Origin of the sequence: Asticcacaulis sp. W401b, from assembly GCF_046503825.1 — a bacterium.
Classification (GTDB): domain Bacteria; phylum Pseudomonadota; class Alphaproteobacteria; order Caulobacterales; family Caulobacteraceae; genus Asticcacaulis.
In genome coordinates, this window is sequence record NZ_JBKFEE010000002.1 from 103,652 (window position 1) to 129,685 (window position 26,034).

Sequence of the window (26,034 nt, forward strand, 5' to 3'; positions counted from 1 at the left end):
TATCTATTGAGGGGCCATCTGAGCGCGTCGCGCCGTCAAGGCCGAACCTCCGGACGCCAGTACCACAAGCGCAATGGCCAGCCATTGCTGCGGGCTTAGGGCCTCGTGCAGCAGGATCAGGCCGGACAGGGCGGCCAGAGCCGGTTCCAGACTCATCAGGATGCTGAAGGTGCGCGCCGGGATGCGTTTCAGCGCAAACATTTCCAGCGTATAGGGCACCGCGCTCGACAACAGCGCCACCATCAGCCCCGTCAGCAGTATCTGCGGCTGAATCAGGGGCGCGCCAATGGTGATCAGGGCCAGAGGAAGGGTGATAAGGCAGGAAAAGGCCACACCGAAGCTGACGGCCTGCCCTTCGGGCACGCGCTGGGCGACCTTTTGCCCCAGAAGGATGTAGCTGGCCCAGCCGACCCCGGCGGCTACTGCCAGCGCCACACCAATAGGATCAAGCGCTCCGCCGCCCGCGTGAGGCAACAAAAACCATAAGCCCGTGGCGGCGCAGGCCACCCAGACGAAATCCAGCGGCCGGCGTGAACTCCATACCGCGACGCTGAGCGGGCCCATAAATTCGATGGCGACGGCAATGCCCAGCGGGATGCGCTGAAACGACAAGTAAAAGCACAGGTTCATCAGGCCAAGATTGAGCCCGAAAACGATCAGCCACTTCCACGCCGAGCGCGGCGGCCAATTCCGCCACGGGCGAAACAGCGCCATCAGGAAGATCGCCGCCAGCGTCTGACGCAGGGCCGTCGCCCCCAGCGGCCCCACGCTGCTAAACAGCGACTTGGCGATACCGGCGCCGAACTGAAACGACAACATGCCGCCGATGACGCCGATAATGGCCCACAGGGTGTAACGTCCGGCCGCTCCCTCAGTCATGTGCGGGGCGTCCCAGGCGCTCACCGACAAACAGGACGACGCGCCCGATCAGCACGCTTACCGTCATGACCGCCACAATCGGCGTCAGGGTTTGCGCCTGAAGCGCCGACACCACCGCCGATACCAGTGTCGCCAGACCGATCTGGGTGAAGCTCATCAGGGCCGAGCCCGAACCAATGTCGCGCGTTAGGCTGCCTATGGCCGTGGCCGACGAATTGGGACCGATAAAGCCGAGACAGGACAGAATAAGGAACAGCAGGGCGACCGTACCCCACACATTCAGCCAGCCGTTGGCCGCTGCCAGCAAAAAGGCCAGCACGAACACGCACTGCACGCTCAGGGCGACGCGCAGGATCTGTTTTGAACTGTATCGGCGGTTGACGAAGACATTGAGCTGGCTGGAGCCGATAAAGCCGACGCTGAGCCCCGCGAAGATCAGACCGTAAATCTCCGGCTTGATATGGAAAATCTCCATGAAAATGACCGGCGAGGCGGAGACGTAGATAAACAGGCTGCCAAAGGAAAATCCGCCCGCAAACAGATAGGTGACAAAGGCAGGATTGCGGTAAAGACCCAGAAAGGTGGTCAGGATCGGCAGGGGCTTAAGCGATACGGTCGGATCAGCGGGCTTGCCATCGGGCAACACCGTCAGCACCAGTACGAGGATCAACCCCACAATCGCCGCCAGAAACGCGAACACCCAATGCCAGTCGAGCCAGGTGGTGACCAGCCCGCCAAGCGTCGGCGCCAGCAGCGGTGACACACCGATGGTCAGGATGATCAGCGAGATGATCTTGGCCGTATCCTTGGGCGGAAACAGGTCGCGCACCAACGACATGGCCGCCACCGATGCGGCGCAACCGCCCAGCGCCTGAAATAGCCGCAGCCAGATCAGCACGTCGATATTGGGCGCAAACACGCACCCCACCGAGGTTAGAACGAACAGGGCCAGCCCGGCATAGAGCGGCGGTTTGCGGCCATAGCGGTCCAGCAAGGGGCCATAGATCAGCGGCCCCAGCGCCATACCGGCGAAATAGGTCGAAAGCGACAGGCCGACGGCGGCGCTGCTGGTGTGGAAATCCGCCGCGATCTGACCAAAGGCGGGCAGATACATGTCGATGGCGAAGGGGCTGATGGTCGAAAGCGCGCCCAGCGTAAAGATCACCAGAAACGGATTTTTGAGCGCCGGCGGCGCGGCTTCGGGAGCGTACATGACACACACACATAACGGGAAGTAGCGGCGGTAATGGCTGTACCCCGTCAGCGGGTCAAGTTATGTCATTAGAACGGCGGTCAACAAATGTAACCCTTATACCTTTAGCGCCAGATGCACTTCACCGCGGATCAGGCCCGCAAAGCGTTCGCGGTCCAGCGCCACAATCGGCATCTTGCCGTCGTAAAGCTCCTCGACGATCAGCCCCTCGGCCTCGCACAGGTCAAGCACATCGGTGAGGAAATCGGCCTTATAGTGTCCCTTGGCGCAGCCGAAGGTGGACAGGCGCGAGCCATAGTCCTGCGCATTCTGCCCCAGCACGTGCTCGATCAGCTTCTTGCGCCCGCGCGGGCTATTGAAGCGATAAAGCGCTGACATCAGCATCTGCGCGGCTTGCGTGGCATCGACCACCGGCGCACGCGACAAACAGTTATCGCAGGTCCCGCAATTGTCGCCCGCCGCTTCGCCGAAATAACGCCGCACGCCTTTGCGGCGACACTCCGGGTTATGGACAAAGCGGAAAAAATCCAATGCCTTCTGCTTTTGAACAGACAGGTCAGTCCCCGTCTCGTTTTCACGCATCGACAGCCGCCGCAGCGACCAGCCGAGATCGGTCGAGCTATAGAGGCAGACGCCCGACGCCGGTTTACTATCACGCCCGGCACGCCCCACCTCCTGCCAGTAGGCTTCCAGCGAGGAGGGCGGATCGGCATGGATGACAAAGCGCACATCGGGCTTGTTGATGCCCATGCCAAAAGCGATGGTCGCCACCATGATCTTGGTGCGATCGGCCAGAAAATCGTGCAGCCGCTCGTCGCGCACCTTGGCGGGCAGGCCGGCATGATAGGCGTCCGCCTTGAACCCTTCCGCCGACAATTGCCGCGCCAGCTTTTCGGCCCCGTCGCGCGATCCGGCATAGATGATGCCGGACGCATTCTTTTGCCGCCGCAGCATGTCGAGGATCATCTTCTGGGCGCTGCCCGTGCGCCGCATCAGGCGCAAACTGAGGTTCGGGCGGTCGAAACTGTCGATGACCTCGGCGGCATTTTCGATATGCAGCGCTTTTTTGATATCGGCGCGGGTGTGCGGGTCCGCCGTGGCGGTCAAAGCCAGTGTCGGCACCTTACCGAACAGGGCTTTCAGCTTCCCCAGCGCCCGGTATTCAGGGCGGAAGTCGTGGCCCCACTGCGACACGCAGTGCGCTTCATCAATCGCGATCAGATTGACCGGCAGGCGCGACAGCTTGTCGAGCACGAAGCCCTGAGTGAGCGCTTCAGGGGAGAGGTAGAGGAGGTCGATTTCGCCGTCTTGCGCGCGGTCCCATAGCTGGTAACGCGCCTCCATCGACAGGCTGGAATCGAGCCGTTCGGCGCGCACACCCTTCTTGACCAGTGCCTGCACCTGATCCGCCATCAGCGCAATCAGCGGCGAAATAACCAGCCCGAAGCCCGGTCGCATCAGGGCGGGAATCTGATAGCACAGGCTCTTGCCACCCCCGGTCGGAAGGATGGCCAGCACGTCCTCGCCATTGAGGATGGCCGCGATGACGCGCGCCTGCTGCCCGCGGAAATCATCATAATGGAAAACGCTTTTCAGCGTCTCGCGCGCCGCGCGCACCCGCTCCAGACCGGGGCCCGACAGGCCGTAAGCGGCCTCCGGTACAGGGTCATGAGGGTGATCGAAAAGCATCGGGCGGTCCGTTCATCTGAATTTTGGCCCCTTTCCTATAAGCTGCTTCGGGGGACAGGACACAAGAGCCAGCGGTGTTTTTTTATCGCCCTTAATTTTGCCGGAATTGCCGGTCATGTGTCGCACGGGGACGACCATGACAGGATGAAGTGTGCCGCCATAGGCGCGGCACGGAGAAATCAGGCGTCGGATGTGCAAATATAAGGGACGCGCGCCGCAGGCTTTGATATATCCTTAACGAAATCTTTGCATGAAGCATAAGCGAAACACCGCTTGCCCGGTTAGGCAATAGCGGTGTCGTGGGGATAATGTATGGCTCTCGCCTTTGATATGAAGCGTCCGCCCGTGAAGGCTATCCTGTACTGGTTAATGGTATTCGCCGTCTGGGCGGTGATTTTCGCCGTCGGCTTTATCGCGTTCTTTTCGCTGGACCTGCCCGATACCTCGTCGCTGTATAAGACGGACCGCGCGCCCTCCATCACCTATCTGGATCGCTCCGGCGCGCTGGTGGCCGTGCGCGGTTCGCAGTTTGCGCCGCCGGTCGATATCGACGAATTGCCGGACTATGTGCCCGCGGCCTTTATCGCCATCGAAGACCGCCGCTTCTATCATCATTTTGGCTTCGACCCCATCGGTGTGGGCCGCGCCCTGATCCGCAATGCGACACGCAAGGAAGGTGCCAATCTGGCTGGCGGTTCGACCATCACGCAGCAGTTGGCGCGTAATCTCTTTCTGTCCAACGACCAGAATGTGAAGCGCAAGGTGCAGGAACTGATCCTGTCCGTGTGGCTGGAGATGAAGTTCACCAAGAAGCAGATCCTGGCCCTCTATCTCAACCGCGTGTGGTTCGGCGGCGGCGCGACCGGCATCGAAGCGGCCGCTCAGCGTTATTTCAACAAACCGGCGAAGGACCTGACCATCGGCGAAGCGGCCATGCTGGCTGGCATGATGAAGGGTCCGTCGCGCTATTCACCGCTGTCGGACAAGGACCGCGCCATTCGCCGCACCGAGATCGTGCTGAACGAAATGGTAGAGGCCAAGGTCATCACGCCGGAACAGCGCGCCGACGTGTTCAAGACCGGCATCAAGGTGTCGCGTACGCTCGCCACCGAACACGCGCAGTATTACGTCGATTGGCTGCAATCGGAGATCGGTCAGATGATCGACCTCAGCCAGCTCAAGGACGATATCATCGTTGAAACCACGCTCGACCTGCCGATCCAGACCGACGCTGAACGCGCCGTCAAGGCGATGATGGAGCGCGACGTCAAGAAGAAGGTGGAGCAGGCGGCGCTGGTCTCTATCGACGGCGAAGGCCGGGTGCGCGCCCTGATCGGCGGCGTCTCCTATTCCGACAGCCAGTTCAACCGCGCCATCGACGCCAAGCGTCAGGCGGGTTCGGCCTTCAAGCCCTTCGTCTATCTGACGGCCATGGAAAGCGGTCAGTTCCGCCCCGATACGCCTGTGGTGGATGAGCCCGTCACCATCGACGGCTGGACGCCCGCCAACTACACCAACAAATATCTGGGCGACATTACCCTGACCACAGCGCTGGCGCAGTCGATCAACACGGTCGCCGCGCGTCTGGCCGATCAGGTGGGGCGCTCCAATGTGGCCGCGACAGCACGCCGTCTGGGCATCACCTCCAAGATCAATACCGATCCGGCCATGGCGCTCGGCACCGCCGATGTGACCCCGCTGGAAATGGCGCGCGCCTATGTGCCCTTCTCCAATGGCGGCTATAAGGTCGCGCCCTATGGCATCGTGCGTATCCGCACCACCAAGGGCAAGGTTCTGTATCAGCATAGCGCAGCGGACAGCCGGACCCTGGTGATCAACAACCCGGCGCTGGGCTATATGAACCAGATGATGCGCGAAGTCGTGCGCTCAGGTACAGGTTCGGGTGTTCGCCTGTCACAGTTCGATATTGCCGGTAAGACGGGCACGACTTCGGATTACCGCGATGCGTGGTTCGTCGGCTATACGGGGGGCTTCACCACCGCCGTCTGGGTGGGGCGCGACAACAATTCACAAATGGCCAAGGTGACCGGTGGCGGTACGCCGGCGGCCATCTGGCGCGAATACATGTCGCGCGCCCTGACGCGTATCAAGGTTTCGACCATTCCCACCGGGACGGGTACGCTCGATACGGGGGCGACCACAGCCGTCGATGACTTGCTTGGCACAGCGACCAGCGCCGAGGCCCCAACGGTGACCATCGAACCTGCGCAACCGGCGAAGACGGAAACCCCGCAAACGCTCGATGAAGTGTTTGAAGACGCCCAAAAGGACTCTCAGAAGCGCAATCCCTAGATCATTATGATTTCTGGTAGAAACATAATGATCTAGATTTTTGTTTAGCCCCTCGCCGGGCGGTGGCTCCGCCACCTTGGCCGCCGCCTCAATGGCGGCTTGAGCGGAATGATTCCATTTGAAATCATTCCGCTCTAAACACCTGACGCTGACCAAACAACGCCCGAAAACGCTCAAGGGTTAACGGTTTTAAAATACCGTTAACCCTTTTGCTTTTGCCCTATGGTTTTCAACTGTGGAAGACCGCTTTTTCCTGCAAATTTGTCATAAATACCCGCCGCTGTTCAGAGGTTGTTTAACCTTTGACCGCAGAATCCCGGATATCGCAGGCCATAGCCTGTTGGAATCATTAAGGTTTGGGTAAGGATCAATGAAAGCGGCTCTGGGCCTAGGATCGGCGCAATTCGGATGCGACTACGGCATCTCGAACCTGCGCGGCCGCGTGTCCGAAGACGAGGTCCGCCAGATCCTGCAATACGCGGCCCAGTGCGGGCTGAAGGCCATTGACGTCGCCCCGTATGAAGGCGATGTCGAACGCATACTCGGCCGTTGCTGGCCCTTCCCCTCACCGTTCAAGCCGCAAATCCGCAGCGTGCGCGCCGAAAGAGGGCTCGACTGGGTCGAATCCCGCCTGAAGCGGTCGGTCGAGCATATGGGGCTGGCCCGCGTCGGCGTCGGCATGATCGACGATGCGGCCGACCTGATGGGCCCACAAGGCGATGCCCTGTGGGCGCGCATGGAGAAGCTGAAGGCCGACGGCCTGTTTTCGCGCATCGGTATTTCGGCGCGTTACGAAGATTCACCTGTGGCCCTGGCCAAGCGCTTCAAGCCCGACCTTATTCAGGTGCCGACCTCAATCCTCGATCAGCGACTGGTGCGCGAAGGGGCTCTGGAAGCGCTGGCCGGCATGGGCATCGAGGTGCAGGTACGCTCGGTCTTCCTTCAGGGCCTGTTGTTCACGCCGCGCGAAGCCCTGCCTGCCAATCTGCAACCGCTGGGCCCGCAATTGTCGCGCATCCGTCGCCACCTGCTGGAAACCGCGACCGACCCGCTGCACGCGGCCCTCAGCTACGCCCTGAACCTCAAGGGCGTGTCTTCGGTGATCGTCGGCGTCACCTCGGCCGCCGAACTGCGCGCCGTCATTGCCGCCTCGGATCGACCACGCCCGGACCTTGCCTGGCACGCCTTTGCCATCGAAGACCCGATCGCACTCAACCCGGCGCTCTGGCACGCCGACCTCAGCGACGACCCACGCCTGCGCGAACGCCGCTCGGTCATCTGCGCCGCTTAAAGCCTGCCTAAGAGCATTTTTGCGCTGACAAACACATCGCCGAGCGCTTCTTTCCGTGCGGTCGCGCGCCCGCGCGACGTTCGTGCTTTTCGTGGTTAGACCCCCGCCCTATATACACGCTCCGTACCCTTTGTTGTGAGCGTCGTCCCTATGCCCGAACTGCCCGAAGTCGAAACCGTCCGGCGCGGCCTGACGCCTGCGCTGGAGCACGCGCGGCTGAGTGGCCTGCGCCTGCATCGGCCCAATCTGCGCTATGCCTTCCCGGAGCGCTTTGCCGAACAACTGGAAGGGGCGGAAATACTGCGGCTGGAGCGCCGCGCCAAATACCTGCTGTTCCACCTCGATACGCAGGCCGTTTGGGTCACCCACCTCGGCATGACCGGACGGTTTCAGGTCACCGACATCGACGGGCAGAGCCTTGCGCTGGATGGCAACTATTACCACGCGGTGCGGCCTGATCCCAAACACCTGCACGTTCAGGTGCTGGCCACCAAAGGCGGCGTGACGCGCCTGATCGACTTCTATGACCCGCGCCGCTTCGGCTTCATGCTGTTATTGCGCCCTGACGAACTTTACGCGCAAGGCTGGTACAAGGGGCTGGGCCTCGAACCCCTGTCCGACGCCCTGAACGCCGACGCCTTGCACGCCCTGTTCAGCCCCCGCCGCACACCGCTGAAAAGCCTGCTGATGGATCAGACGCTGATTTCGGGGTTGGGCAATATCTATGTCTGTGAGGCCCTGTGGCGGGCCGCCCTGTCGCCCGACCTGCCCGGCGACAGGCTGAGCCACACCAAGGCAGCTGAGCTGACCCTGGCCGTGCGTGAGGTGCTGGAAGAGGCTGTCGCGGCGGGCGGCTCCTCGATCAGCGATTTCGCCTCGGCTTCCGGCGAACTGGGCTATTTTCAGCACCGCTTCCGCGTCTATGATCGCGAGGATGAGCCCTGCCTGCGGCCCGGTTGCGGGGGCACCATTGCCCGCAAAACCCATTCTGGGCGCTCGACTTTTTATTGTCCGGCGTGCCAGAAAGGTTAAGGAGATCGGATGAGGCGAAAAAAGAGTCGTTCTGTGGATGATTCTTGGCCCGAAAGCGTTGACCTGCCTGCGCCCTTCGGTTATATCCCGCCCCCTTGAAATTCGTGTCGCGGCCCCCTTTAGAAGGCTGGCGCCGCGGCTCCCTTAACTTATCGTCCCCTGAGGTGATGAATGGCAAATAATCCCGGCGCAAAGAAAGCGATCCGCAAGATCGCCCGCCGTACCGAAGTCAACAAGGCGCGCCGTTCGCGCGTCCGTACCTACGTGCGCAAGTTCGAAGAAGCTCTGGCCGCTGGCGATGCCGCCGTTGCCAAGACCGCCTTCATCGAAGCGCAATCCGAACTGATGCGCGCCGTGTCGAAGGGCGTGGTGCACAAGAATACCGGCGCCCGCAAGGTGTCGCGTCTGGCCGCCGCTCTCAAGAAGCTGGCTGCCTAATTTCCTTTTCCTGATTACAACAAGCATCAGGCACTGAGCAATCCGCTCCGTGCGCTGATGTTTGTTGTCTTTGGGACTGTGATGCGTCCGGACGATCTTGCTGAGCATCCGGGCTTTGGTTTTCCCAAATCTTTCAATGACCTGACATCTTTGCCACCTTGTGGTGAAGCGTCTTTTTGCGCTTAAAAGTTTTTTAACCCCTGCGTCAAAATGACAACGTCTTAACGGTTCGTAAATTTCTCCTTACCGGGGAAGACGTTATCAGAGTCAACAGAAATATCAGCGCTGGTCAGCAAATATCCTCGTTGACCTGACCGCCGGGAAAGCTAAGGTGAACCCATCTCGCCTTTCCATCCCAATACGGATGAAACGGTGGTGCCGGGCAATGCCTTGCACCAAACGAGAGTCTGTTGCCAAAATTTCACAAAACCAATGACTTAGGTTTTGCCGGAACGCGGATCAGATCGGGGGTGGACACAGCCTGACACTGGTTAAGGTGTGAACGCCAAGGGTTTTTGTAACCGGAGGCGGCTCTCCCTCTTCGGGTGTCAGGGGCTCTCTCAGAGCCTGTGTCAGCCCGTCTGAAGCCGTCGCCGCATAGCGTAAGAGTTGGGGAAAAATGATCGGGGCTTTGATAACATGCCAGGCGTAAACAACTGGTCGCCGATCCAGCCTGAAATGGTATGGACTAAGGTCGCATCCGCGCTTCGTCATGAACTGGGAGAGGGGCCGTACAACTCCTACGTCGCGCCGTCGGCGCTGCGACAGAACCCGCTGGGCGACCCGGTGCTGGTGACGCCGACGCTCTATGCCCGCGACTGGTTCGCCCGCAATGCCCTGCGCCGCGCCAACGAGCTGTGGGCGCAACACGATCCGGACCACCGTTCGCTGGAGCTGAAATCGCGCGCTGAATTCGATGATCAGTCGAAGGCCGCCCCCGTGACACCGGTAACCCGCGTGGATAGCGCCGAAAGTGCGCCCCCGCCCTCCGCCATGGCCCCTGTGGTCAATTTTCACGACGCCGCGGCCCGCGTGGCCGGTCTTCAGGAACGCCTGACGTTCGAGACCTTTGTGCCCGGTCGTGGCAATGAATTCGCCTATACCATGTCGCGTCAGGTGGCCACCTGGGCGGATGGGCACTTTAACCCGGTCTTCTTCCACGGCCCTTACGGCTATGGAAAAACGCACCTTCTGAACGCCATCGCCTGGGAAGCGAAGGCCCGTCGTCAGGACGCGAAAGTCGTCTATCTGACCGCGGAAAAGTTCACCTCGACCTTTGTGAAATCGCTTCAGGACCGCTCCACCGCGGCCTTCAAGGATGAGCTGCGCAGCGCCGACCTGCTTCTGATCGACGATGTGCACTTTATCGGCGGCAAGACCTCGTCGCAGGAGGAGCTGTTTCACACCTTGACCGCGCTGCTGGAAAACAATAAGCGCGTGGTGTTTACGGCGGACCGTCCGCCGTCGCACCTCAACGAAATCGAAGCGCGTCTCAGATCGCACCTGTCCTCCGGACTGGTCTGCGCTCTGGATGTCGCCGATCAAAGCCTGAGAATGGGCATTATCGAGCGCAAGCTCGATCAACTCGCTAAGCGTCTGGGCGTCGCCCAGAAGCCGCAACATGATGTACTGCAATTTTTAGCAGATCGCGTACCGGGTTCTATCCGAGAGCTGGAAGGGGCCGTTAATACCCTGGCCGCTTCGGCTGGTGCGCGTCTGGGGAGTTTGACTTTGGACGAAGCTATGGCCTTGCTGCAACCCAACCTGAAGGTATCGGCTGAGCGCCGCGTGACGGTCGATGAAATCCAGAAGCTGACGGCGGATCACTTCGCCCTTAAGCAGGCGGACCTTCTTTCGGAGCGCCGCACGCGCTCGGTCGCCCGCCCGCGTCAGGTGGCGATGTGGCTGTGCAAGCAGCACACGACGCGTTCCTATCCGGACATCGGACGCCGTTTCGGCGGGCGTGACCACACCACGGTTCTGCACGCCGTGAAGAAGGTTGAGGAGCTGCTGCAAAGCGACGAACAGATCGCCAAGGACGTGGAAGCCCTGACCCGCAAACTGCGTGGCTGATTAACCGGTTTAACCGGTTGACGCCGCTTAATAAACATTTAAGGTCTTGCGGAGCGCCGGGGCAACTGCCCCGGCCTTTTGCTCTATACCTACACGGCCGCAAAGGCTGGCTAATGATTCGGCCAATAATTTTGGCCAATAGCTCTGGGATGCCAAGATGCAGCTAATCATTGAACGTGGCGCACTCCTGAAGGCACTGGGCCACGTCCAGAACGTGGTGGAACGCCGCAACACCATCCCCATACTGTCGAACGTGCTCCTCTCGGCCGAAGGGTCTCAGGTGTCGTTCTCCGCGACCGATCTCGATATGGAGATCGTGGATTCGGCCGAAGCCATCGTTGCCGTGCCGGGTCAGATCACCGCACCGGCCCACACCCTCTACGAAATCGTGCGCAAGCTGCCCGACGGGGCCGATGTCGAACTGCGCTATCAGGCCGGTGACGATCCGCGCCTGTCGGTTCAGGCCGGGCGGTCGCGCTTCGCCCTGCCCGTTCTGCCCGCCGGCGACTTCCCGGTCATGTCGGGCGACCACGACGGCACGACCTATGCGCTGCTGAAAGAAGACTTGAAGCGCCTGATCGACAAGACGCGCTTTGCCGTCTCGACCGAAGAGACGCGCTACTATCTCAACGGCCTGTTCCTGCACACTCTGACCGAAGACGGTTCGGGTTATCTGCGCGCTGTGGCCACCGATGGTCACCGTCTGGCCCTTGCCGAAATGCCGGCGCCGGACGGCTCGATGGGCAGCGCGGGGGTCATCATCCCGCGCAAGACGATTGATCAGGCCCGCCGCCTGCTGGACGACGGCACGGGCTATGTCGAACTGACGGTCTCGCCCGCCAAGATTCGCTTTAACTTCGGCACCGCCGCCCTGACGTCGAAAATCATCGACGGCTCCTTCCCGGACTACGGCCGCGTGATTCCGAAGAACAACGACAAGCTGATGCGTATCGACACGGGCATCCTGTCGCGCGCCGTCGATCGCGTTTCGACCATCTCAGCGGAAAAGAGCCGCTCGGTGAAGATGGCGATCGAGCCGGGCCGTCTGACGCTCACCGTGCGCAATATCGAAGCCGGTCAGGCCGTCGAAGAAGCGGAAATCGACTACGATTCCGACGCGCTCGAAATTGGCTTCAATGCCCGCTACATCCTCGACGTGATGGGTCAGATTGCCGGTGAACAGGTCGAACTGCGGCTCAACGACGCGGCCTCACCGACCCTGGTGCTTGATACCGCCGATCAGGGCGTTCAGTACGTACTAATGCCGCTACGGGTCTAGGCTCAATTCTTCGCCCCGCTCACATCTTGGCAATGAGACAAATGGTCAGATCGAAACCCGGGGTTACCGTGTGTTTCGATCTGACCTTTTCGTTTAAAGGGCGCACATGAAAACCCGCCTTCACGCCCTGAGCCTGACTGATTTTCGCGGCTATGACCGGCTTGATGTCGATCTGGCCGGGCGGTCGCTGTATCTGTTCGGGCCTAATGGCGCGGGGAAGACCAATTTTCTCGAAGCGATCAGCGTCCTCAACCCCGGTCGGGGTCTGCGCGGGGCCGCCGTCAGCGATCTGGGGCGTCGCCTGCCGCAGGAGGCCAAGGGGCGCGCCTGGGGCGTGTCGGTCGAGCTGAAAAGCGCCGAGGACGACATCCGCATCGGTACGGGGTCCGACCCACGCAGCCTTGAAAAACGTCTGGTGCGCATCGACCAGCAGACCGTCCCGGCGGGCCGCCTGCTCGACCACATTCGCCTGGTTTGGCTGACCCCGGCTCAGGACCGCATCTTCCTTGAGGCGCGTGCCGAGCGGCTGCGTTTTTTTGACCGGCTGGTCTTCGCCGCCGCGCCTTCACACGCCACGACGGTAAGCGCCTATGAAAAGGCCCTGCGGGAGCGCCTGAAACTGCTGGTGCAGGGGCCCGCCGACGCCGTATGGCTCGATGCGCTGGAGGAGCGTCTGGCGGAAGCGGGAAGCGAGATGATTGTCGCCCGACGTCGCGCCTTAAGCGATCTTCAGGCCGAGATCGAAGCGCACGAAAGCGCCTTCCCCAAGGCCGATCTGGGGCTGACCAACGAGGCGTCGGATGCCCATGAACCCGATGCCCTGAATATCGCTTTGCGGGAAGGATTTGCCCGCGCCCGCGCCCGTGATTCGGCGGCGGGACGCTCGCTTTTTGGCCCCCATCGCACCGATCTCAGCGTCTTTCACCGCGAAAAGGACCGTCCGGCGGCGGACTGTTCCACAGGGGAGCAAAAAGCCCTCGTTCTGAACCTGATTTTGGCGCAGGGGTCGAGACTTTCGCGTGTCAAAAGCGCGCCGAATCCTGTAGTGTTACTTGACGAAGTCGCAGCCCACCTCGACCCGATTCGCCGGGCGGCGCTGTTTGATGAAACCGATCGTCTGGGCCTGCAAACCCTGTTTACAGGCACGGACGAAAGCCTCTTCAACGGATTGTCCGGGCGTGCGCTTGGGGTTCGTGTCGAAGGGGGCCAATGGGTAGAATTTAGGGACTAGGCATGGCCGAAAACGAAGAGCATCCGGAAATCGTCGAAAACGCCTATGGCGCGGATTCGATCAAGGTTCTCAAGGGGCTGGATGCGGTGCGTAAGCGCCCCGGCATGTATATCGGCGACACGGATGACGGGTCGGGCCTGCACCACATGGTCTACGAAGTCGTCGATAACGCCATCGACGAAGCCCTGGCCGGTCACGCGACGCGCGTGGAAGTGATCCTCAATGCAGATGGGTCCTGCTCGGTGTCTGACGACGGGCGCGGGATGCCCGTCGATATCCACGCCGAAGAAGGCGTGTCGGCGGCCGAAGTCATCATGACGCAGCTGCATGCGGGCGGCAAGTTCGACCAGAACAGCTACAAGGTCTCCGGCGGCCTGCACGGCGTCGGCGTCTCGGTCGTCAACGCCCTTTCCGATTATGTTGAGCTGAAAATCTTCCGGAATGGCAAGACGCACGAAGCGCGCTTTGAGCTGGGCGAAACCGTGCGTTCGGTTGAAGTCACCGGCGACGCGCCGCTACGCGAAAACGGCAACCCTCTGACCGGCACCATCGTCACCTTCCTGCCGTCGCTGAAGACCGGCCCGGACGAAGGCACCTTCACCTTTATCGATTTCGACCGCAAGACGCTGGAACACCGCCTGCGTGAGCTGGCCTTCCTCAATTCAGGTGTCCATATCCGCTTCGCCGACCTGCGTGAAGCCGAGCCCTACGACATCATCCTGCATTACGAAGGCGGCATCGTCGAATTCGTCAAGCATCTGGACAAGTCGAAATCGCCCATCATCAAGGAGCCGATTGCGGCGCGCGGCCTGCGCGACAAGGTCGAGGTCGATCTCGCCCTGCAATGGAACGACAGCTATCACGAGACGATGCTGTGTTTCACCAACAACATCCCTCAGCGCGACGGCGGCACCCACCTGGCGGCCTTCCGTGGCGCCCTGACGCGGGTGATGTCGGCCTATATGGACTCCTCTGGCCTCGCCAAGAAGGAAAAGGTGTCGGTATCGGGTGAAGACGCCCGCGAAGGCCTGACCTGCGTGCTGTCGGTCAAGGTGCCGGACCCCAAATTCTCGTCGCAGACCAAGGACAAGCTGGTCTCTTCCGAAGTGCGCCCGGCCGTTGAAGGCATCGTCTTCGAAAAGCTGTCGCAGTGGTTTGAGGAAAACCCGGTCGAAGCCAAGCAGATCGTCTCCAAGATCATCGAAGCCGCCGCCGCCCGCGAAGCGGCGCGCAAGGCGCGCGAACTGACCCGCCGCAAATCGGCGCTGGACATCAACTCGCTGCCGGGCAAGCTGGCCGACTGTCAGGAACGCGACCCGGCCAAGTCTGAATTATTTATCGTCGAGGGTGACTCGGCCGGCGGCTCGGCCAAGCAGGGTCGTAACCGTGAAAATCAGGCCATCCTGCCCCTGCGCGGTAAGATTCTGAACGTCGAACGCGCCCGTTTTGACAAGATGCTGTCGTCGGAAATGATCGGCACGCTGATCACGGCGCTCGGCACCGGCATCGGGCGCGACGACTTCAATATCGAGAAGCTGCGCTACCACAAGATCATCATCATGACCGATGCGGACGTGGACGGCGCGCACATCCGTACCCTGCTTCTGACCTTCTTCTACCGTCAGATGCCGCAGATCATCGAAAACGGCTACCTCTATATCGCCCAGCCGCCGCTGTATAAGGTCGCCAAGGGCAAGTCGTCGCGTTACCTGAAGGATAATACCGAAATGGACGCCTTCCTGATCGAGGAAGGCACGTCTGAGGCGGTTCTGGAACTGCGCACGGGTGAGCGCATCACCGCTCAGGACCTTGAGGCTCAGGTGCGTATCGCCAAGACCTTCAAGGGCAGTGTGGACCGTCTGGCCAGCCGCGCCCCGGCCTTTGCCATTGAACAGGCGGCTCTGGGGGGCCTGTTCGGCGACAAGCCCGATCTGGCGCTGGTCGCCAAGCGTCTCGATCGTCTCAAGGAAGACGGCGATGGTGACTGGAGCGTCGAAGCCAATACGACCAGCCACGGCGGTTACGTGTTTACCCGCGTGCGTCGCGGCGTGTCGGAAAAGATCGTGCTGGATGACGGCCTGATCCATTCGCAGGACGCGCGCCGCCTCAATGAGCGGACGCTGGAACTGGGCGACCTGTTCAACGAAGTCTCGACCTTCCGCCGCAAGGACAAGGCCGCCGACATCCGCGGGCCGCTGGACCTCGTCGCCGCCGTTCTCGATGCCGGACGCAAGGGCCTGAGCATCCAGCGCTATAAGGGTCTGGGCGAAATGAACCCGGATCAGCTGTGGGAAACCACGCTGGATAAGGACGCCCGCACCCTGCTTCAGGTCAAGGTCAACCTGACCGATGAAGCCGACGACCTGTTCGTCAAGCTGATGGGCGATCTGGTCGAGCCGCGTCGTGAGTTCATTCAGGACAATGCGCTCGATGCCGAGGTGGATGCGTAAGGACGGGCAGGGGTTAGGCCCCGCCCCCTTGTCATGAGCAAGATCATTCACCTCGCCACGGCCGTTGTGGTCGATCCGCAGCGCAAGCGGGCGCTCGTCGTGCGCAAGCACGGCTCAGCGACCTTCATTCAGCCGGGCGGCAAGATAGACGCCGGTGAGACGGCCATCGAGGCTTTGCGCCGCGAATTACGCGAAGAAATCGGGCTGGAGATCACAGAAGACGAAGCTGTCTACCTGGGTCATTTCACGGCTCCGGCTGTCCATGAAACCGGCTTTACGGTCGCGTCGGAAGCCTTTTGGGTTGAGACAGACAAACCCGTCTGTGCGGCATCAGAAATCGCCGAAATACAATGGATTGATCCGCTTGAGACACCTAACTTGCCGCTGGCACCACTCTCGAGGCAGCTCATGGCGCTGGTGGTGGAACGACTCAAGTTAAGGGGTGTGGGGTCCGCGACCCCACGAACCTTTGAGCCATAAAAAACCCTGCTTAGTGAAAGCAGGGTTTCTTATTGCTTGAAAAGACTCTGGGGCCGCAGGCCCCAGACCCCCTACTTCGCGTCGCGCGCGTCGCGCTTGGCCGCCACACGCAGGCGCAGCGCGTTGAGCTTGATAAAGCCCGCCGCATCGCGGTGATCATAGGCCACCTTACCTTCTTCAAAGGTCACCAGATCCTGATCATAGAGGCTGTAGGGGCTCTCGCGGCCGATGACCGTCACGTTGCCCTTATAGAGCTTCACCGTCACGCGGCCCGTAACCTTGGCCTGCGAATAGTCGATGGCGGCCTGAAGCATTTCGCGCTCCGGCGAGAACCAGAAGCCGTTATAGACCAGCGAGGCATATTTCGGCATCAGCTCGTCCTTCAGGTGCATGGCTCCGCGGTCCAGCGTGATCGATTCGATACCGCGGTGCGCCGCCAGCAGGATGGTGCCACCGGGGGTTTCATAAACGCCGCGCGACTTCATGCCGACGAAGCGGTTTTCGACGAGGTCCAGACGACCGACGCCATTGTCGTGACCCAACTGGTTCAGCCTGGTCAGCAGCGCCGCCGGCGACAGGGCTTCGCCATTGATAGCGACCGGATCGCCTTTTTCGAAGTCGATGGTGAAGACCTCGGCCTTGTCCGGCGCGGCTTCCGGGGAGATGGTGCGCTGATAGACGAACTCGGGGGCTTCGACCGCCGGGTCTTCCAGCACCTTACCTTCGGACGAAGAGTGCAGCAGGTTGGCATCGACCGAGAAGGGCGCGTCACCGCGCTTGTCCTTGGCGATGGGGATCTGATGCTGTTCGGCAAAGGCCAGTAGGGATTCGCGCGACGCAAAATCCCACTCGCGCCACGGGGCGATGACGCGGATATCGGGCTCAAGGCCGTAATAGCCCAGTTCGAAACGCACCTGATCATTGCCCTTGCCCGTCGCGCCGTGGCAAACGGCATCAGCACCGACCTTGCGGGCGATTTCGATCTGCTTCTTGGCGATCAGCGGACGCGCGATCGACGTGCCGAGCAGGTATTGGCCCTCATAGACGGTATTGGCGCGGAACATAGGGAAGACGAAATCGCGCACGAACTCTTCGCGCAGGTCTTCGATATAGATGTTTTCCGGCTTGATGCCGAGCAGTTCGGCCTTCTTGCGCGCCGGTTCCAGCTCCTCACCCTGACCGAGATCGGCGGTGAAGGTCACCACCTCGGCATTATATTCGGTCTGAAGCCACTTCAGGATGATCGAGGTGTCGAGGCCACCCGAATAGGCAAGGACGACTTTCTTGACGGGCTTTTCAGTAGGGGAGGTCATGGGGCAACCACTCCGGTCAGGGGGTAAAAACAGTTGCTCGCGCCTTTAAGACCTGAGGGGGGCGGATGCAAGTTTGTTTGTCGTTCGCGGCAAACAAATTACTCAGGTCAGGAAACGAAAAAAGTCTCACCGAGCGGGCCCGTGAGACCTTTCGTGTTGTTGGAAGGGAGCACGTGGGGGAAAGCCTTTCCCCCACGATCAGACGGAAACCTGCGTCCCAAGCTCGACCACGCGCCCCGGCGGGATATGGAAGAACTCCGTCGGGTTGGTGGCGTTGCGCATCAGGAAGATGAACAGGCGATCCTGCCACAACGGCATTCCCGACGTCGCTGAGGCCACCACGCTGCGGCGGCCGAGGAAGAAGCTGGTGGCCATGATGTCGAACTTCAGACCCTGCTTGCGACAGATGCCCATGGCCTTGGGCAGGTTCGGGCTTTCCATGAAGCCATAGTGCACCGTGACGCGTTTGAAGTCCTCATCCAGCTTTTCGATAGTGATGCGCTCGGACTCGTGCACGCGCGGGATGTTGCGTGTATCGACCGTCAGGATGATGTTCTTCTCATGCAAGATCTTGTTGTGCTTGAGATTGTGCATCAGGGCCACGGGTGCGACTTCGGAGTCGGAGGTGAGGAAGATGGCCGTGCCCGGCACGCGGTGCGGCGGGCGCGCCTTCAACATGTCGATCAGGTCGGTCAGCAGGACGCTGTCGCGGCGGGACTTTTCAAACAGGATGCCCGAGCCGCGCACCCAGGTCGCCATGATGGTGAACAGGCACGCCCCGATCAGCACCGGCAGCCAGCCACCGGAGAAGAAGCGCAGCATGTTGGCGCTGAGGAAGGACAGGTCGAGGATCATGAATGGGACGATGAAGGCCAGAACGCGCGGCCAGCCCCACTTCCACATCTGACGCATGACGATGGCCGCCATCATGGTGGTCACCACCATGGTCCCGGTCACAGCCAGACCGTAGGCGTGTGCCAGAGCCGAGGAGGTCTGGAAGGTGACCATCACCACGACCACGCCGACCAGCAGCATGGTGTTTAGCTGCGGGACGAAGATCTGACCTTCCTGCGTTTCCGACGTGCGCTTGACGTTCAGGCGCGGCAGGAGACCCAGTTGAATGGCCTGCTGTGTCAGCGAGAAGGCCCCGGTAATAACCGCCTGAGACGCCACGACCGTGGCCATACCCGCCAGCAGCACCAGCGGCAGGCGCAGGGCCAGTGGCGCCATTTCAAAGAACCAGTTGAGTTCCTCAAACGGACGACCCGCCGCCTGAGACGCGTCCAGAACCGTCAGCGCCAGTGCCCCTTGCCCCAGATAGTTGAGAGTAAGACATGGCAGCACAAAGAACAGCCACGCCGCCTGAATAGGCCAGCGACCGAAATGGCCCATATCCGCCGTCAGGGCCTCAGCCCCGGTCACGGTCAGAAAGACCGCGCCAAGCACGATAAAGCCGGCCATGCCGTGTTCAGACAGGAATTTTATGGCGTAGTAGGGATTGATAGAGGCCAGAATCTGCGGATTAGCGATAAACTGGCTGATACCCAGCACCGCCATGGACGCAAACCAGACGGCGCAGATGGGGCCAAACAGCAGACCCACCTTGGCCGTGCCGTGGCTTTGGAAGGCAAACAGGCCGATCAGCATGACCCCGGCAATCATCAGCACCAGTTCATTGGAGATGCTGTTTTCCAGAGCCGGAATGGTACGCAGGCCTTCGACGGCCGACAGGACCGACATGGCCGGGGTAATCACCGCGTCACCATAGAACAGCGCGGCGCCGATGATGCCGAGCGTAAAGACGACCGCCGTGCGCTTGCCGATGGCTTGCTGCGCCAGCGCCATCAGCGACAAAACGCCGCCTTCGCCCTTGTTGTCGGCACGCATGATGAAGCCGACATATTTGACCGTCACCACAAGGATCATCGCCCACAGGGCCAGCGATACGACACCGAGAATTTCCGGACGCGTCACACCATCACCCGCCGCCGCGTGCAAGGCTTCCTTGAAGGCGTAGAGCGGCGAGGTGCCGATATCGCCAAACACCACGCCGATGGACCCCAGAGCCAGCGCCCAGAAGCCCGCATGTTTGGCGTGGCCTTCGGTGGACTGCGGTTGTGAGGGTTTGTGCGCGGACGCAACGTCCGCTCCGGGCCTGTCGCCGGTGGAGACCGAAGCGTCCGGGGAGGGACTGGCTTCGGGAGGGGTATCCCCGATCATGCAATATCTCCTGAGAGACCACACAGGAGGGTCCTCGCTTGAACGGCGGGCCTCTTACGCCCATTTCTAGACAGATTCAATCCACATTGCATCAGGCCTCTGCTCAGGCACGCCGATTCCACTAGTATCGTGAATTTGAAGTTCGCATCATCTTTATATCCAGAGCTGTGCGAACTTCAAATTCAAAACGATACTAGATACAATAAGTTGCTAGTGTCCTGTTGAATCTGAAATTCGCCAGAGGTCGATATCAAGCGCACGCGAATTTCAGATTCAGGACACTAGGAATGGCAGTCAAATTATCGTAATTACAGAGAGATCATGTCCGACAGTCAGAGATTTCCCGTCGCCGCGCACACCCTGGCCTATCTGGCCCACAAAGGGGCCTATTCGCGCGAACAGGCGGTATCTTCGTCTGTGCTGGCGGCCTCTATCCCGACCAACCCGGTGGTTATCCGTCGCATGACCACGCAACTGGCCAAGGCCGGTCTGGTCGATACCTGCTCAGGTGTCTCCGGCGGCACGTGGTTGCTCAAACCCGCCGAAACCATCCCGCTGGATCAGGTGCTGCACGCCGTGCACGGTTGTGCTCATCTGGGCTCGGCCCCGCCGGGGGCCGATGGCTGCCCCGTCGGTCAGGCCATCCCCAAGGCGGTATCGGGCGCGATGAAGGCGGCCAATGCCGCCGCGACTGAAACACTGTCGAAAATTACCGTCGCCGACCTTATCCGGAATATCTGATGCGCAGACTGGCCCTCATTACCGGCGCAACTTCGGGCATTGGCCTGGCCTTCGCCCGCGTCTATGCCAGCCACGGCTGGGACGTGGTGGTGACGGGCCGCCGTCAGGAGCGGCTGGAAAAGCTGGTTGAGGAAATCCGCCTGCGCTTCGGCGTCGAAGCCTATTTCGTCGTGGCCGACCTGTCCGAATCGGGCGCGCCGCAAAAGCTGATCGATTATGTAACGTCTCTGGGGCGCAAGGTCGATGGGCTGGTCAACAATGCCGGCTATGGCCTGCCCGAAGGCTTTATCGGCAATGCCTTTTCGTCGCATGAGGCCTTTTTGCGGGTACTGATGCACACGCCGACCGAACTGGCCTATCTGGTCCTGCCCGGCATGATCGAACAGAAGTTCGGCCGCATCGTCAATGTGTCGTCTCTGGCCTCCTACCTGCCCGCCTCACCGGGCGACACCCTCTATGCCCCGGTCAAGGCCTATCTGACGCGCTTTTCGCAAGGCCTGCACCTTGAGGCGCGCGACCACGGCGTCCACGTCAGCGCGCTCTGCCCCGGCTACACCTACTCAGAGTTCCACGACGTCACGGGCTCGCGTGAGCGCATCAGTCAGGCGACGCCGGAATGGATGTGGATGGGCGCTGATGAGGTGGCCCGCGAAGGCTATCAGGCCGCCGAGGCCAATCGCGCCATCTGCGTGCCAGGCGCGCCTAACAAGTTCCTGTCGGCGCTGTTGAAGATTATCCCCGACGACTGGGCGCTGGAGCTGATCTCCAACCACCTGCGCAAGATGGTGCGCTAGAGCGAAATGACTTTCAGTCGAATCGCCATTTCGCTCTAAATTTTTGTTTTGTCGCGATGGTTTTTTCGGAAAACCGCTCACACTTTTCCGCACATCGCTCTAAAACTAAGACCCGCTATAGGGGTGCGCGGCCGCCGGGACGATAATGTCGTGCGTGACGGTCGAAATGGCTGAAATGATGATCTGCACCGACAGGGCACAGAGAATAAGCCCCAGCACGCGGATGACAACCACCATGCCGACGCGACCGAGCATCTTGGAAATATGGCCCGTAAACAGGAAGGTGAGTAGCACCGCCAGCGAGGTGGTGACGATGGCCCCAAGGCCAACCGCCATGCCCGTAATGCCGTATTTCTGAGCCTCGCCCGCCTGAATGATGACAGTCGAGATGGCCCCCGGCCCGATCAGCAGCGGGATGGCAAAGGGCACGACGAACTTTTCAAAGGTCTTTTTGGCGCGATCGCGGCCACGGATAGGCGCGCCATGGGCATCGACAGTATCTTCGGTCAGGGATTCGGTCTCTTCGAACATGGCCAGAAAATCGCCGCGCGTCATATCGAGCCCCAGCAGGAACAGCAGGATGCCGCCGGCGATACGGAAGGCGTCCATCGAAATGCCAAAGAACTGAAGCAGGGCCAGGCCGGTAAAGAAGAAGAAGCTGAGGAACAGGGCGGCAAAGGCCGAGATATAGACCACCAGCCAGCGCCGCGCCGATTCCGACTGCGTGCGCGTGGCCGCCGCAAAGATCGGCACATTGCCGATGGGATCGAGTAGGGCGAACAGGGTGATGAAGAAGTTCACATAAAGCTCAATCAGACCCAAGGAGCCACCCGACATCATTCACCCTCCTGCAACCGATTCATTTTGTAACAGACCCGTCTATCCGGTTACAGGAAAAACTTTCGCCGCGACAGAGGCCATAAAGGGCGCGTTTTCCCATTGTGCCCCGCAAAATCCGGTGTATGTGAAACCGACTGTTACCGGAGCGCCGTTATGACCCTGCCCGCCGATCCCCGTATCATCGTTGCTCTCGATGAGCCCGATCTAGCGTCTGCCCGCCATCTGGTCGAGGCGCTGGGCGATCACGTCAGCTATTACAAGATCGGCCTGACGCTTCTGGGACAGGGCGGTCTGTCTCTGACTGAAGAACTGGGGGCGCGCGGCAAGCAGGTGTTTCAGGACTGGAAGCTGCACGATATTGGCGCTCAGGTCGAAGGGGCCGCTGAGGCCATTTCGCGCGGGGCCTGCGATATGCTGACCGTTCATGCGGAGCCGCAGGTGATGAAGGCCGCCGTGCGCGGCCGTCAGGGCCACACCAAGCTGCTGGGCGTCACGGTTATGACGACGTTGAAGCAGGACGATCTCGATGAGATGGGTTATGGCATGGCGCTGGAAGATCTGGTCAAACGCCGGGTCGATCAGGCGGTCGAAGCTGGAATGGACGGCGTGGTCGCCAGCCCGCACGAAGCGGCCATGATCCGCGCCCGCGTCCCGGCGGACTTCCTGATTGTCACCCCCGGCGTGCGCCCGGCCTGGGCTTATGCCAATGATCAAAAGCGCATCGCCACACCGGCCGATGCCATCCGCAATGGCGCCTCGCATATGGTGATCGGTCGCCCGATCACCCGTGCGCCTGATCCCGTGGTGGCAGTGCAGGCCATTCTGGCGGAATTGCAGGGGTAAGCCCCTGTAATTAGGGGGTTCCGATTAAAAATCGCTGACGATGCCCTTGCGTTCCCAGTCGCCAAAGCGCGTGGGTTCCAGACCGGCCGGGCCACCCTCTTCGTAGGGACGCTCAACAGCCTCTTTTTCGGCTTGCGCCCGGCGTCGCGCCGCTTCGGCCAGAGCGCGTTGCGCCGCCGGGGTCAAAATACGCTCCGGCGCCTCAGCTTTTTCAGCATCATCAATCGATTGCGAAGTCGTTTCGTCGTTTTTTTCAGCTGACATTTTCGTAAGTGCCTTAAATTTGTCTGCGCTTTCCTTATATGTATTTCGCAAGGGCTGCTGTCGCAAGCCTAATACTTAACATTCAGGAGAGCTTCTTACCCATGAACCCGTTCAAGACCTTTATGCTTCTGGCGGGTATGACCGCGCTGTTTGGCGCGATCGGACTGGCGATTGGCGGGCCTGCGGGTATGCTGATCGCACTTGGCCTGGCCCTGGCCGTGAATGCGTTTGCCTACTGGAACTCCGACAAGATGGTGTTGAAGGCCTACCGGGCGGAACCCGTCGATCCCACCACCGCTACCGGCCTGATCCGTACCTATTACGATGATATCGCCGAAATGAGTCACCGCGCGGGCTTGCCCATGCCGGCGGTCTATATCATCCATAATGATCAGCCCAACGCCTTCGCCACCGGACGCAATCCGCAAAACGCCGCCGTCGCCGCCACAACCGGTCTGTTGCGTATGCTGGATCGCAGCGAGATTCGCGGCGTGATGGCACATGAACTGGCGCACGTGAAAAACCGCGACACCCTGATCATGACGGTGACGGCGACGCTGGCCGGTGCCATTGCGTCGATCGCCAACTTCGCCATGTTCTTTGGCGGCAGCAATGACGACGAAGACGGTATCAACCCGATTGCCGCCATCCTGATGGCCATTGTCGCGCCTCTGGCCGCCATGCTAGTGCAGATGGCCATTTCGCGGGTCCGCGAATACGAGGCCGACCGCGTCGGGGCCGAACTGTGCGGCGATCCGGAAAGCCTTGCCCGTGCCCTGCACAAGATCGAGCAGTACGCCCACGGTATCCCGAACCACGAGGCCGAGCGCAACCCGGCATCGGCGCACATGTTCATCATCAACCCGTTGTCGGGTAAGCGGATGGACAATCTCTTCTCAACCCACCCGGCGACGGACAATCGCGTCAGGGCCCTGATGGAGCTGGGCGTGCGGATGGGCAATCGCCGTGGCGGCATAACCAGCGTGCCGACGACTTAGAGCGCAATCCGATAAAGTGGACACCACTTTTCAGAAAAAGTGCGCAACTAAACAAAGACGAGGCTGTCTTATACGTATCAGCGACATAAGACAGTCTCGAAAGGCATACCCAGAGTCATTTCCAATGACCCTGGGCATAAGCGGGTTGGGGTGCGGGCCTTTTGCTGATATAGCGGCGCCTCATCCGGCCTTTAAGCCCACTGTCTTCCCTTCAAACGGGAGACAGACGTAACGCACAGCATCTTCTGAGAGTTTGCATGTCCCAACATTCCGGCCGCCCCTCTGGCAAGCCTTCCCGCACCCCCGCCGCCAAGCCCCGACCTTCCGCCCGCCCCAGCCGCCCGAAGCCGGACGCTTCGGAAAGCATGGAAAACGATATCGGCATCGCGGCCCGCGTAGCGGCCATTAACCTGATCGAAGCGGCGCTTGAAAAGCGCAGCGGCTTTGATGAGGCGGCGGCGAGCGCCGACTTCCTCAAACTGTCGGAAACCGAACGCGCCTTTGCCCGCGCCCTGGCGCTACTGGTCCTGCGCCGTCTGGGGCAGCTTGATCACGTTATCCACAAAAAGACGCAGAAGATGCCCCCCGAAGCGGTGCGTCAGCTTCTGCGCATCGGCATGGCGCAAATCTTCTTCATGCAGGTGCCCGATTTCGCCGCCGTTTCGACCACGGTGAAGATCGCCGAGCGTGAGAACAAGACCCGCCCGTTCAAGGGGCTGATCAATGCCATCCTGCGCGGTCTGATCCGCGACGGCAAGCTGTCCGACGTCAATCCGAAGCGCCTTTTGCCCGACTGGCTATGGCAGCGCTGGGTGCAGACCTATGGCGAAGACACTGCGGCGGGCATAGCCAGCGTCCTGACCGAGGAACCGGCGACCGACCTCAGCTTCCGCAATGCCGCCGACCGCGACGCGCTGGCCGAGGCCCTGCAAGGCGAAGCCGTCGGTCCGGTTAATCTGCGCTCAAGCCTGCGCGGTGATCTGCGTCAGTGGGCGGACTACGAGGCGGGGAAGTGGTGGGTGCAGGACATTGCGGCCGCCACCCCGGTCAATCTGCTGGGTGACCTCAGCGGCAAGACCGCGCTCGATGTCTGCGCCGCACCGGGCGGCAAGACGCTGCAACTGATCGCCAAGGGCGCGCAGACCGTCGCCATCGACCGCTCCAAAAACCGCCTCAAGCGCGTTGAGGACAATCTGGCGCGCATAGGTATGAGCGCCGAAATCCACAATGCCGACGCCTCGACCTTTGATGATCCACGCACCTTCGACGTGGTGCTGGTCGATGCGCCCTGTTCGGCCACCGGCACCTATCGCCGTCAGCCGGACGTACTGTGGGCCACCCGCCCCGCCGATGTCGCCAAGCTGGCCGATGTTCAGCACCGCCTGCTCGATGCGCTGGCCCCGCGCGTCAAACCCGGCGGGGACTTCCTCTACTGCACCTGCTCGCTGGAGCGCGAAGAGGGCGAAACGCAGATTCTGGCCTTCCTGCGCCGGAACAAGGACTTTACTCTGGTCAAGCACACAGCCGATCAGCACCCGGACATACCCGCCGCCTCATTTGCGCCCGAAGGCTGGTTGAGATTGCTGCCGCATCAGCGTAAGGGAGGGCAGGACGGGTTCTTCGTCGCGCATATGAAACGCAACCCCGCTTAAG

At 60.9% G+C, this 26,034-nt stretch carries 21 protein-coding genes; 14 read left to right on the forward strand and 7 right to left on the reverse strand.

What is annotated here, in order from left to right; all coding sequences use genetic code 11:
* Positions 1–3: 3 nt before the first annotated feature.
* From ACK8OE_RS05215 to ACK8OE_RS05225, 3 genes are all read right to left on the reverse strand, one after another.
* Entirely contained in the window at positions 4–879 is an 876-nt protein-coding gene (locus ACK8OE_RS05215) for an EamA family transporter (protein WP_410271688.1), read from the reverse strand.
* On the reverse strand, positions 872–2,092 hold the full coding sequence (locus ACK8OE_RS05220) for a multidrug effflux MFS transporter (RefSeq protein ID WP_410271689.1): 1,221 nt from the start codon (positions 2,090–2,092) through the stop codon (positions 872–874). Before ACK8OE_RS05220 ends, ACK8OE_RS05215 begins: the two co-directional genes overlap by 8 nt.
* 96 nt (positions 2,093–2,188) lie before the next feature.
* Positions 2,189–3,781: a RecQ family ATP-dependent DNA helicase gene (locus tag ACK8OE_RS05225; protein WP_410271690.1), complete on the reverse strand. Its 1,593-nt coding sequence runs from the start codon at positions 3,779–3,781 to the stop codon at positions 2,189–2,191.
* A 312-nt stretch (positions 3,782–4,093) separates the two neighbouring features.
* Between ACK8OE_RS05225 and ACK8OE_RS05230 the strand changes: the two genes are divergently transcribed.
* The 9 genes from ACK8OE_RS05230 (at position 4,094) to ACK8OE_RS05270 (ending at position 16,368) form a co-directional block, all read left to right on the forward strand.
* On the forward strand, positions 4,094–6,094 hold the full coding sequence (locus ACK8OE_RS05230; protein WP_410271691.1) for a transglycosylase domain-containing protein: 2,001 nt from the start codon (positions 4,094–4,096) through the stop codon (positions 6,092–6,094).
* Positions 6,095–6,464: 370 nt separating this feature from the next.
* A complete protein-coding gene (locus ACK8OE_RS05235) occupies positions 6,465–7,385 on the forward strand; it encodes an aldo/keto reductase (protein WP_126422276.1) in 921 nt (306 codons plus the stop codon).
* A gap of 150 nt (positions 7,386–7,535) precedes the next feature.
* Positions 7,536–8,417: a bifunctional DNA-formamidopyrimidine glycosylase/DNA-(apurinic or apyrimidinic site) lyase gene (gene mutM, locus ACK8OE_RS05240; RefSeq protein WP_410271692.1), complete on the forward strand. Its 882-nt coding sequence runs from the start codon at positions 7,536–7,538 to the stop codon at positions 8,415–8,417.
* Between the two features lie 171 nt (positions 8,418–8,588).
* Complete coding sequence (gene rpsT, locus ACK8OE_RS05245; RefSeq protein ID WP_013479861.1) at positions 8,589–8,855, forward strand: 30S ribosomal protein S20; 267 nt, start codon at positions 8,589–8,591, stop codon at positions 8,853–8,855.
* 639 nt (positions 8,856–9,494) lie between these two features.
* Entirely contained in the window at positions 9,495–10,928 is a 1,434-nt protein-coding gene (gene dnaA / locus ACK8OE_RS05250) for a chromosomal replication initiator protein DnaA (protein WP_126422272.1), read from the forward strand.
* 157 nt (positions 10,929–11,085) lie between these two features.
* The gene (dnaN, locus tag ACK8OE_RS05255; RefSeq protein WP_126422270.1) at positions 11,086–12,207 is read left to right on the forward strand and encodes a DNA polymerase III subunit beta; all 1,122 of its coding nucleotides are present in this window, start codon (positions 11,086–11,088) and stop codon (positions 12,205–12,207) included.
* 106 nt (positions 12,208–12,313) lie between these two features.
* On the forward strand, positions 12,314–13,438 hold the full coding sequence (gene recF, locus ACK8OE_RS05260) for a DNA replication/repair protein RecF (protein WP_410271693.1): 1,125 nt from the start codon (positions 12,314–12,316) through the stop codon (positions 13,436–13,438).
* 2 nt (positions 13,439–13,440) lie between these two features.
* Positions 13,441–15,888: a DNA topoisomerase (ATP-hydrolyzing) subunit B gene (gyrB, locus tag ACK8OE_RS05265; RefSeq protein ID WP_410271694.1), complete on the forward strand. Its 2,448-nt coding sequence runs from the start codon at positions 13,441–13,443 to the stop codon at positions 15,886–15,888.
* A 33-nt stretch (positions 15,889–15,921) separates the two neighbouring features.
* Positions 15,922–16,368, forward strand: a complete 447-nt coding sequence (locus tag ACK8OE_RS05270; protein ID WP_410271695.1) for an NUDIX hydrolase — start codon at positions 15,922–15,924, stop codon at positions 16,366–16,368.
* Between the two features lie 71 nt (positions 16,369–16,439).
* On the opposite strand, the gene ACK8OE_RS05275 is transcribed toward ACK8OE_RS05270, so the two are convergent.
* Together ACK8OE_RS05275 and ACK8OE_RS05280 are read right to left on the reverse strand one after the other, a co-directional pair.
* The gene (locus ACK8OE_RS05275; protein WP_126422257.1) at positions 16,440–17,681 is read right to left on the reverse strand and encodes an argininosuccinate synthase; all 1,242 of its coding nucleotides are present in this window, start codon (positions 17,679–17,681) and stop codon (positions 16,440–16,442) included.
* 198 nt (positions 17,682–17,879) lie between these two features.
* A complete protein-coding gene (locus tag ACK8OE_RS05280) occupies positions 17,880–19,901 on the reverse strand; it encodes a potassium transporter Kup (protein ID WP_410271696.1) in 2,022 nt (673 codons plus the stop codon).
* A gap of 321 nt (positions 19,902–20,222) precedes the next feature.
* Between ACK8OE_RS05280 and ACK8OE_RS05285 the strand changes: the two genes are divergently transcribed.
* Both ACK8OE_RS05285 and ACK8OE_RS05290 read left to right on the forward strand, forming a co-directional pair.
* On the forward strand, positions 20,223–20,642 hold the full coding sequence (locus tag ACK8OE_RS05285; protein ID WP_013477548.1) for an Rrf2 family transcriptional regulator: 420 nt from the start codon (positions 20,223–20,225) through the stop codon (positions 20,640–20,642).
* On the forward strand, positions 20,639–21,436 hold the full coding sequence (locus tag ACK8OE_RS05290; RefSeq protein WP_410272020.1) for an SDR family NAD(P)-dependent oxidoreductase: 798 nt from the start codon (positions 20,639–20,641) through the stop codon (positions 21,434–21,436). Before ACK8OE_RS05285 ends, ACK8OE_RS05290 begins: the two co-directional genes overlap by 4 nt.
* Positions 21,437–21,541: 105 nt before the next feature.
* Here the strand turns inward: ACK8OE_RS05290 and ACK8OE_RS05295 are convergent, their stop codons facing one another.
* Positions 21,542–22,273: a MarC family protein gene (locus tag ACK8OE_RS05295; protein WP_410272021.1), complete on the reverse strand. Its 732-nt coding sequence runs from the start codon at positions 22,271–22,273 to the stop codon at positions 21,542–21,544.
* 162 nt (positions 22,274–22,435) lie between these two features.
* On the opposite strand from ACK8OE_RS05295, the gene pyrF reads away from it, so the two are divergent.
* Positions 22,436–23,119 carry an orotidine-5'-phosphate decarboxylase gene (gene pyrF, locus ACK8OE_RS05300; RefSeq protein ID WP_410272022.1) on the forward strand — a complete coding sequence of 228 codons (684 nt, stop codon included), beginning with the start codon at positions 22,436–22,438 and terminating at the stop codon, positions 23,117–23,119.
* A gap of 24 nt (positions 23,120–23,143) precedes the next feature.
* On the opposite strand, the gene ACK8OE_RS05305 is transcribed toward pyrF, so the two are convergent.
* Positions 23,144–23,383, reverse strand: coding sequence for a DUF1674 domain-containing protein (locus ACK8OE_RS05305; RefSeq protein WP_410271697.1), 240 nt, complete (start codon positions 23,381–23,383; stop codon positions 23,144–23,146).
* Between the two features lie 101 nt (positions 23,384–23,484).
* Here ACK8OE_RS05305 and htpX point away from each other — a divergent pair, with 101 nt between their 5' ends.
* Both htpX and ACK8OE_RS05315 read left to right on the forward strand, forming a co-directional pair.
* A complete protein-coding gene (htpX, locus tag ACK8OE_RS05310; RefSeq protein WP_410271698.1) occupies positions 23,485–24,381 on the forward strand; it encodes a zinc metalloprotease HtpX in 897 nt (298 codons plus the stop codon).
* Positions 24,382–24,638: 257 nt separating this feature from the next.
* A complete protein-coding gene (locus ACK8OE_RS05315) occupies positions 24,639–26,033 on the forward strand; it encodes an RsmB/NOP family class I SAM-dependent RNA methyltransferase (protein ID WP_410271699.1) in 1,395 nt (464 codons plus the stop codon).
* Position 26,034 lies beyond the last annotated feature (1 nt).

Bases quoted from the DNA above. Each gene is read 5' to 3' on its own strand.
- ACK8OE_RS05215 (WP_410271688.1), bottom strand. From the start codon at position 879: ATGACTGAGGGAGCGGCCGGACGTTACACCCTGTGGGCCATTATCGGC.
- ACK8OE_RS05220 (WP_410271689.1), bottom strand. From the start codon at position 2,092: ATGTACGCTCCCGAAGCCGCGCCGCCGGCGCTCAAAAATCCGTTTCTG.
- ACK8OE_RS05225 (WP_410271690.1), bottom strand. From the start codon at position 3,781: ATGCTTTTCGATCACCCTCATGACCCTGTACCGGAGGCCGCTTACGGC.
- ACK8OE_RS05230 (WP_410271691.1), top strand. From the start codon at position 4,094: ATGGCTCTCGCCTTTGATATGAAGCGTCCGCCCGTGAAGGCTATCCTG.
- ACK8OE_RS05235 (WP_126422276.1), top strand. From the start codon at position 6,465: ATGAAAGCGGCTCTGGGCCTAGGATCGGCGCAATTCGGATGCGACTAC.
- mutM (WP_410271692.1), top strand. From the start codon at position 7,536: ATGCCCGAACTGCCCGAAGTCGAAACCGTCCGGCGCGGCCTGACGCCT.
- rpsT (WP_013479861.1), top strand. From the start codon at position 8,589: ATGGCAAATAATCCCGGCGCAAAGAAAGCGATCCGCAAGATCGCCCGC.
- dnaA (WP_126422272.1), top strand. From the start codon at position 9,495: ATGCCAGGCGTAAACAACTGGTCGCCGATCCAGCCTGAAATGGTATGG.
- dnaN (WP_126422270.1), top strand. From the start codon at position 11,086: ATGCAGCTAATCATTGAACGTGGCGCACTCCTGAAGGCACTGGGCCAC.
- recF (WP_410271693.1), top strand. From the start codon at position 12,314: ATGAAAACCCGCCTTCACGCCCTGAGCCTGACTGATTTTCGCGGCTAT.
- gyrB (WP_410271694.1), top strand. From the start codon at position 13,441: ATGGCCGAAAACGAAGAGCATCCGGAAATCGTCGAAAACGCCTATGGC.
- ACK8OE_RS05270 (WP_410271695.1), top strand. From the start codon at position 15,922: ATGAGCAAGATCATTCACCTCGCCACGGCCGTTGTGGTCGATCCGCAG.
- ACK8OE_RS05275 (WP_126422257.1), bottom strand. From the start codon at position 17,681: ATGACCTCCCCTACTGAAAAGCCCGTCAAGAAAGTCGTCCTTGCCTAT.
- ACK8OE_RS05280 (WP_410271696.1), bottom strand. From the start codon at position 19,901: ATGATCGGGGATACCCCTCCCGAAGCCAGTCCCTCCCCGGACGCTTCG.
- ACK8OE_RS05285 (WP_013477548.1), top strand. From the start codon at position 20,223: ATGTCCGACAGTCAGAGATTTCCCGTCGCCGCGCACACCCTGGCCTAT.
- ACK8OE_RS05295 (WP_410272021.1), bottom strand. From the start codon at position 22,273: ATGTCGGGTGGCTCCTTGGGTCTGATTGAGCTTTATGTGAACTTCTTC.
- ACK8OE_RS05305 (WP_410271697.1), bottom strand. From the start codon at position 23,383: ATGTCAGCTGAAAAAAACGACGAAACGACTTCGCAATCGATTGATGAT.
- htpX (WP_410271698.1), top strand. From the start codon at position 23,485: ATGAACCCGTTCAAGACCTTTATGCTTCTGGCGGGTATGACCGCGCTG.
- ACK8OE_RS05315 (WP_410271699.1), top strand. From the start codon at position 24,639: ATGTCCCAACATTCCGGCCGCCCCTCTGGCAAGCCTTCCCGCACCCCC.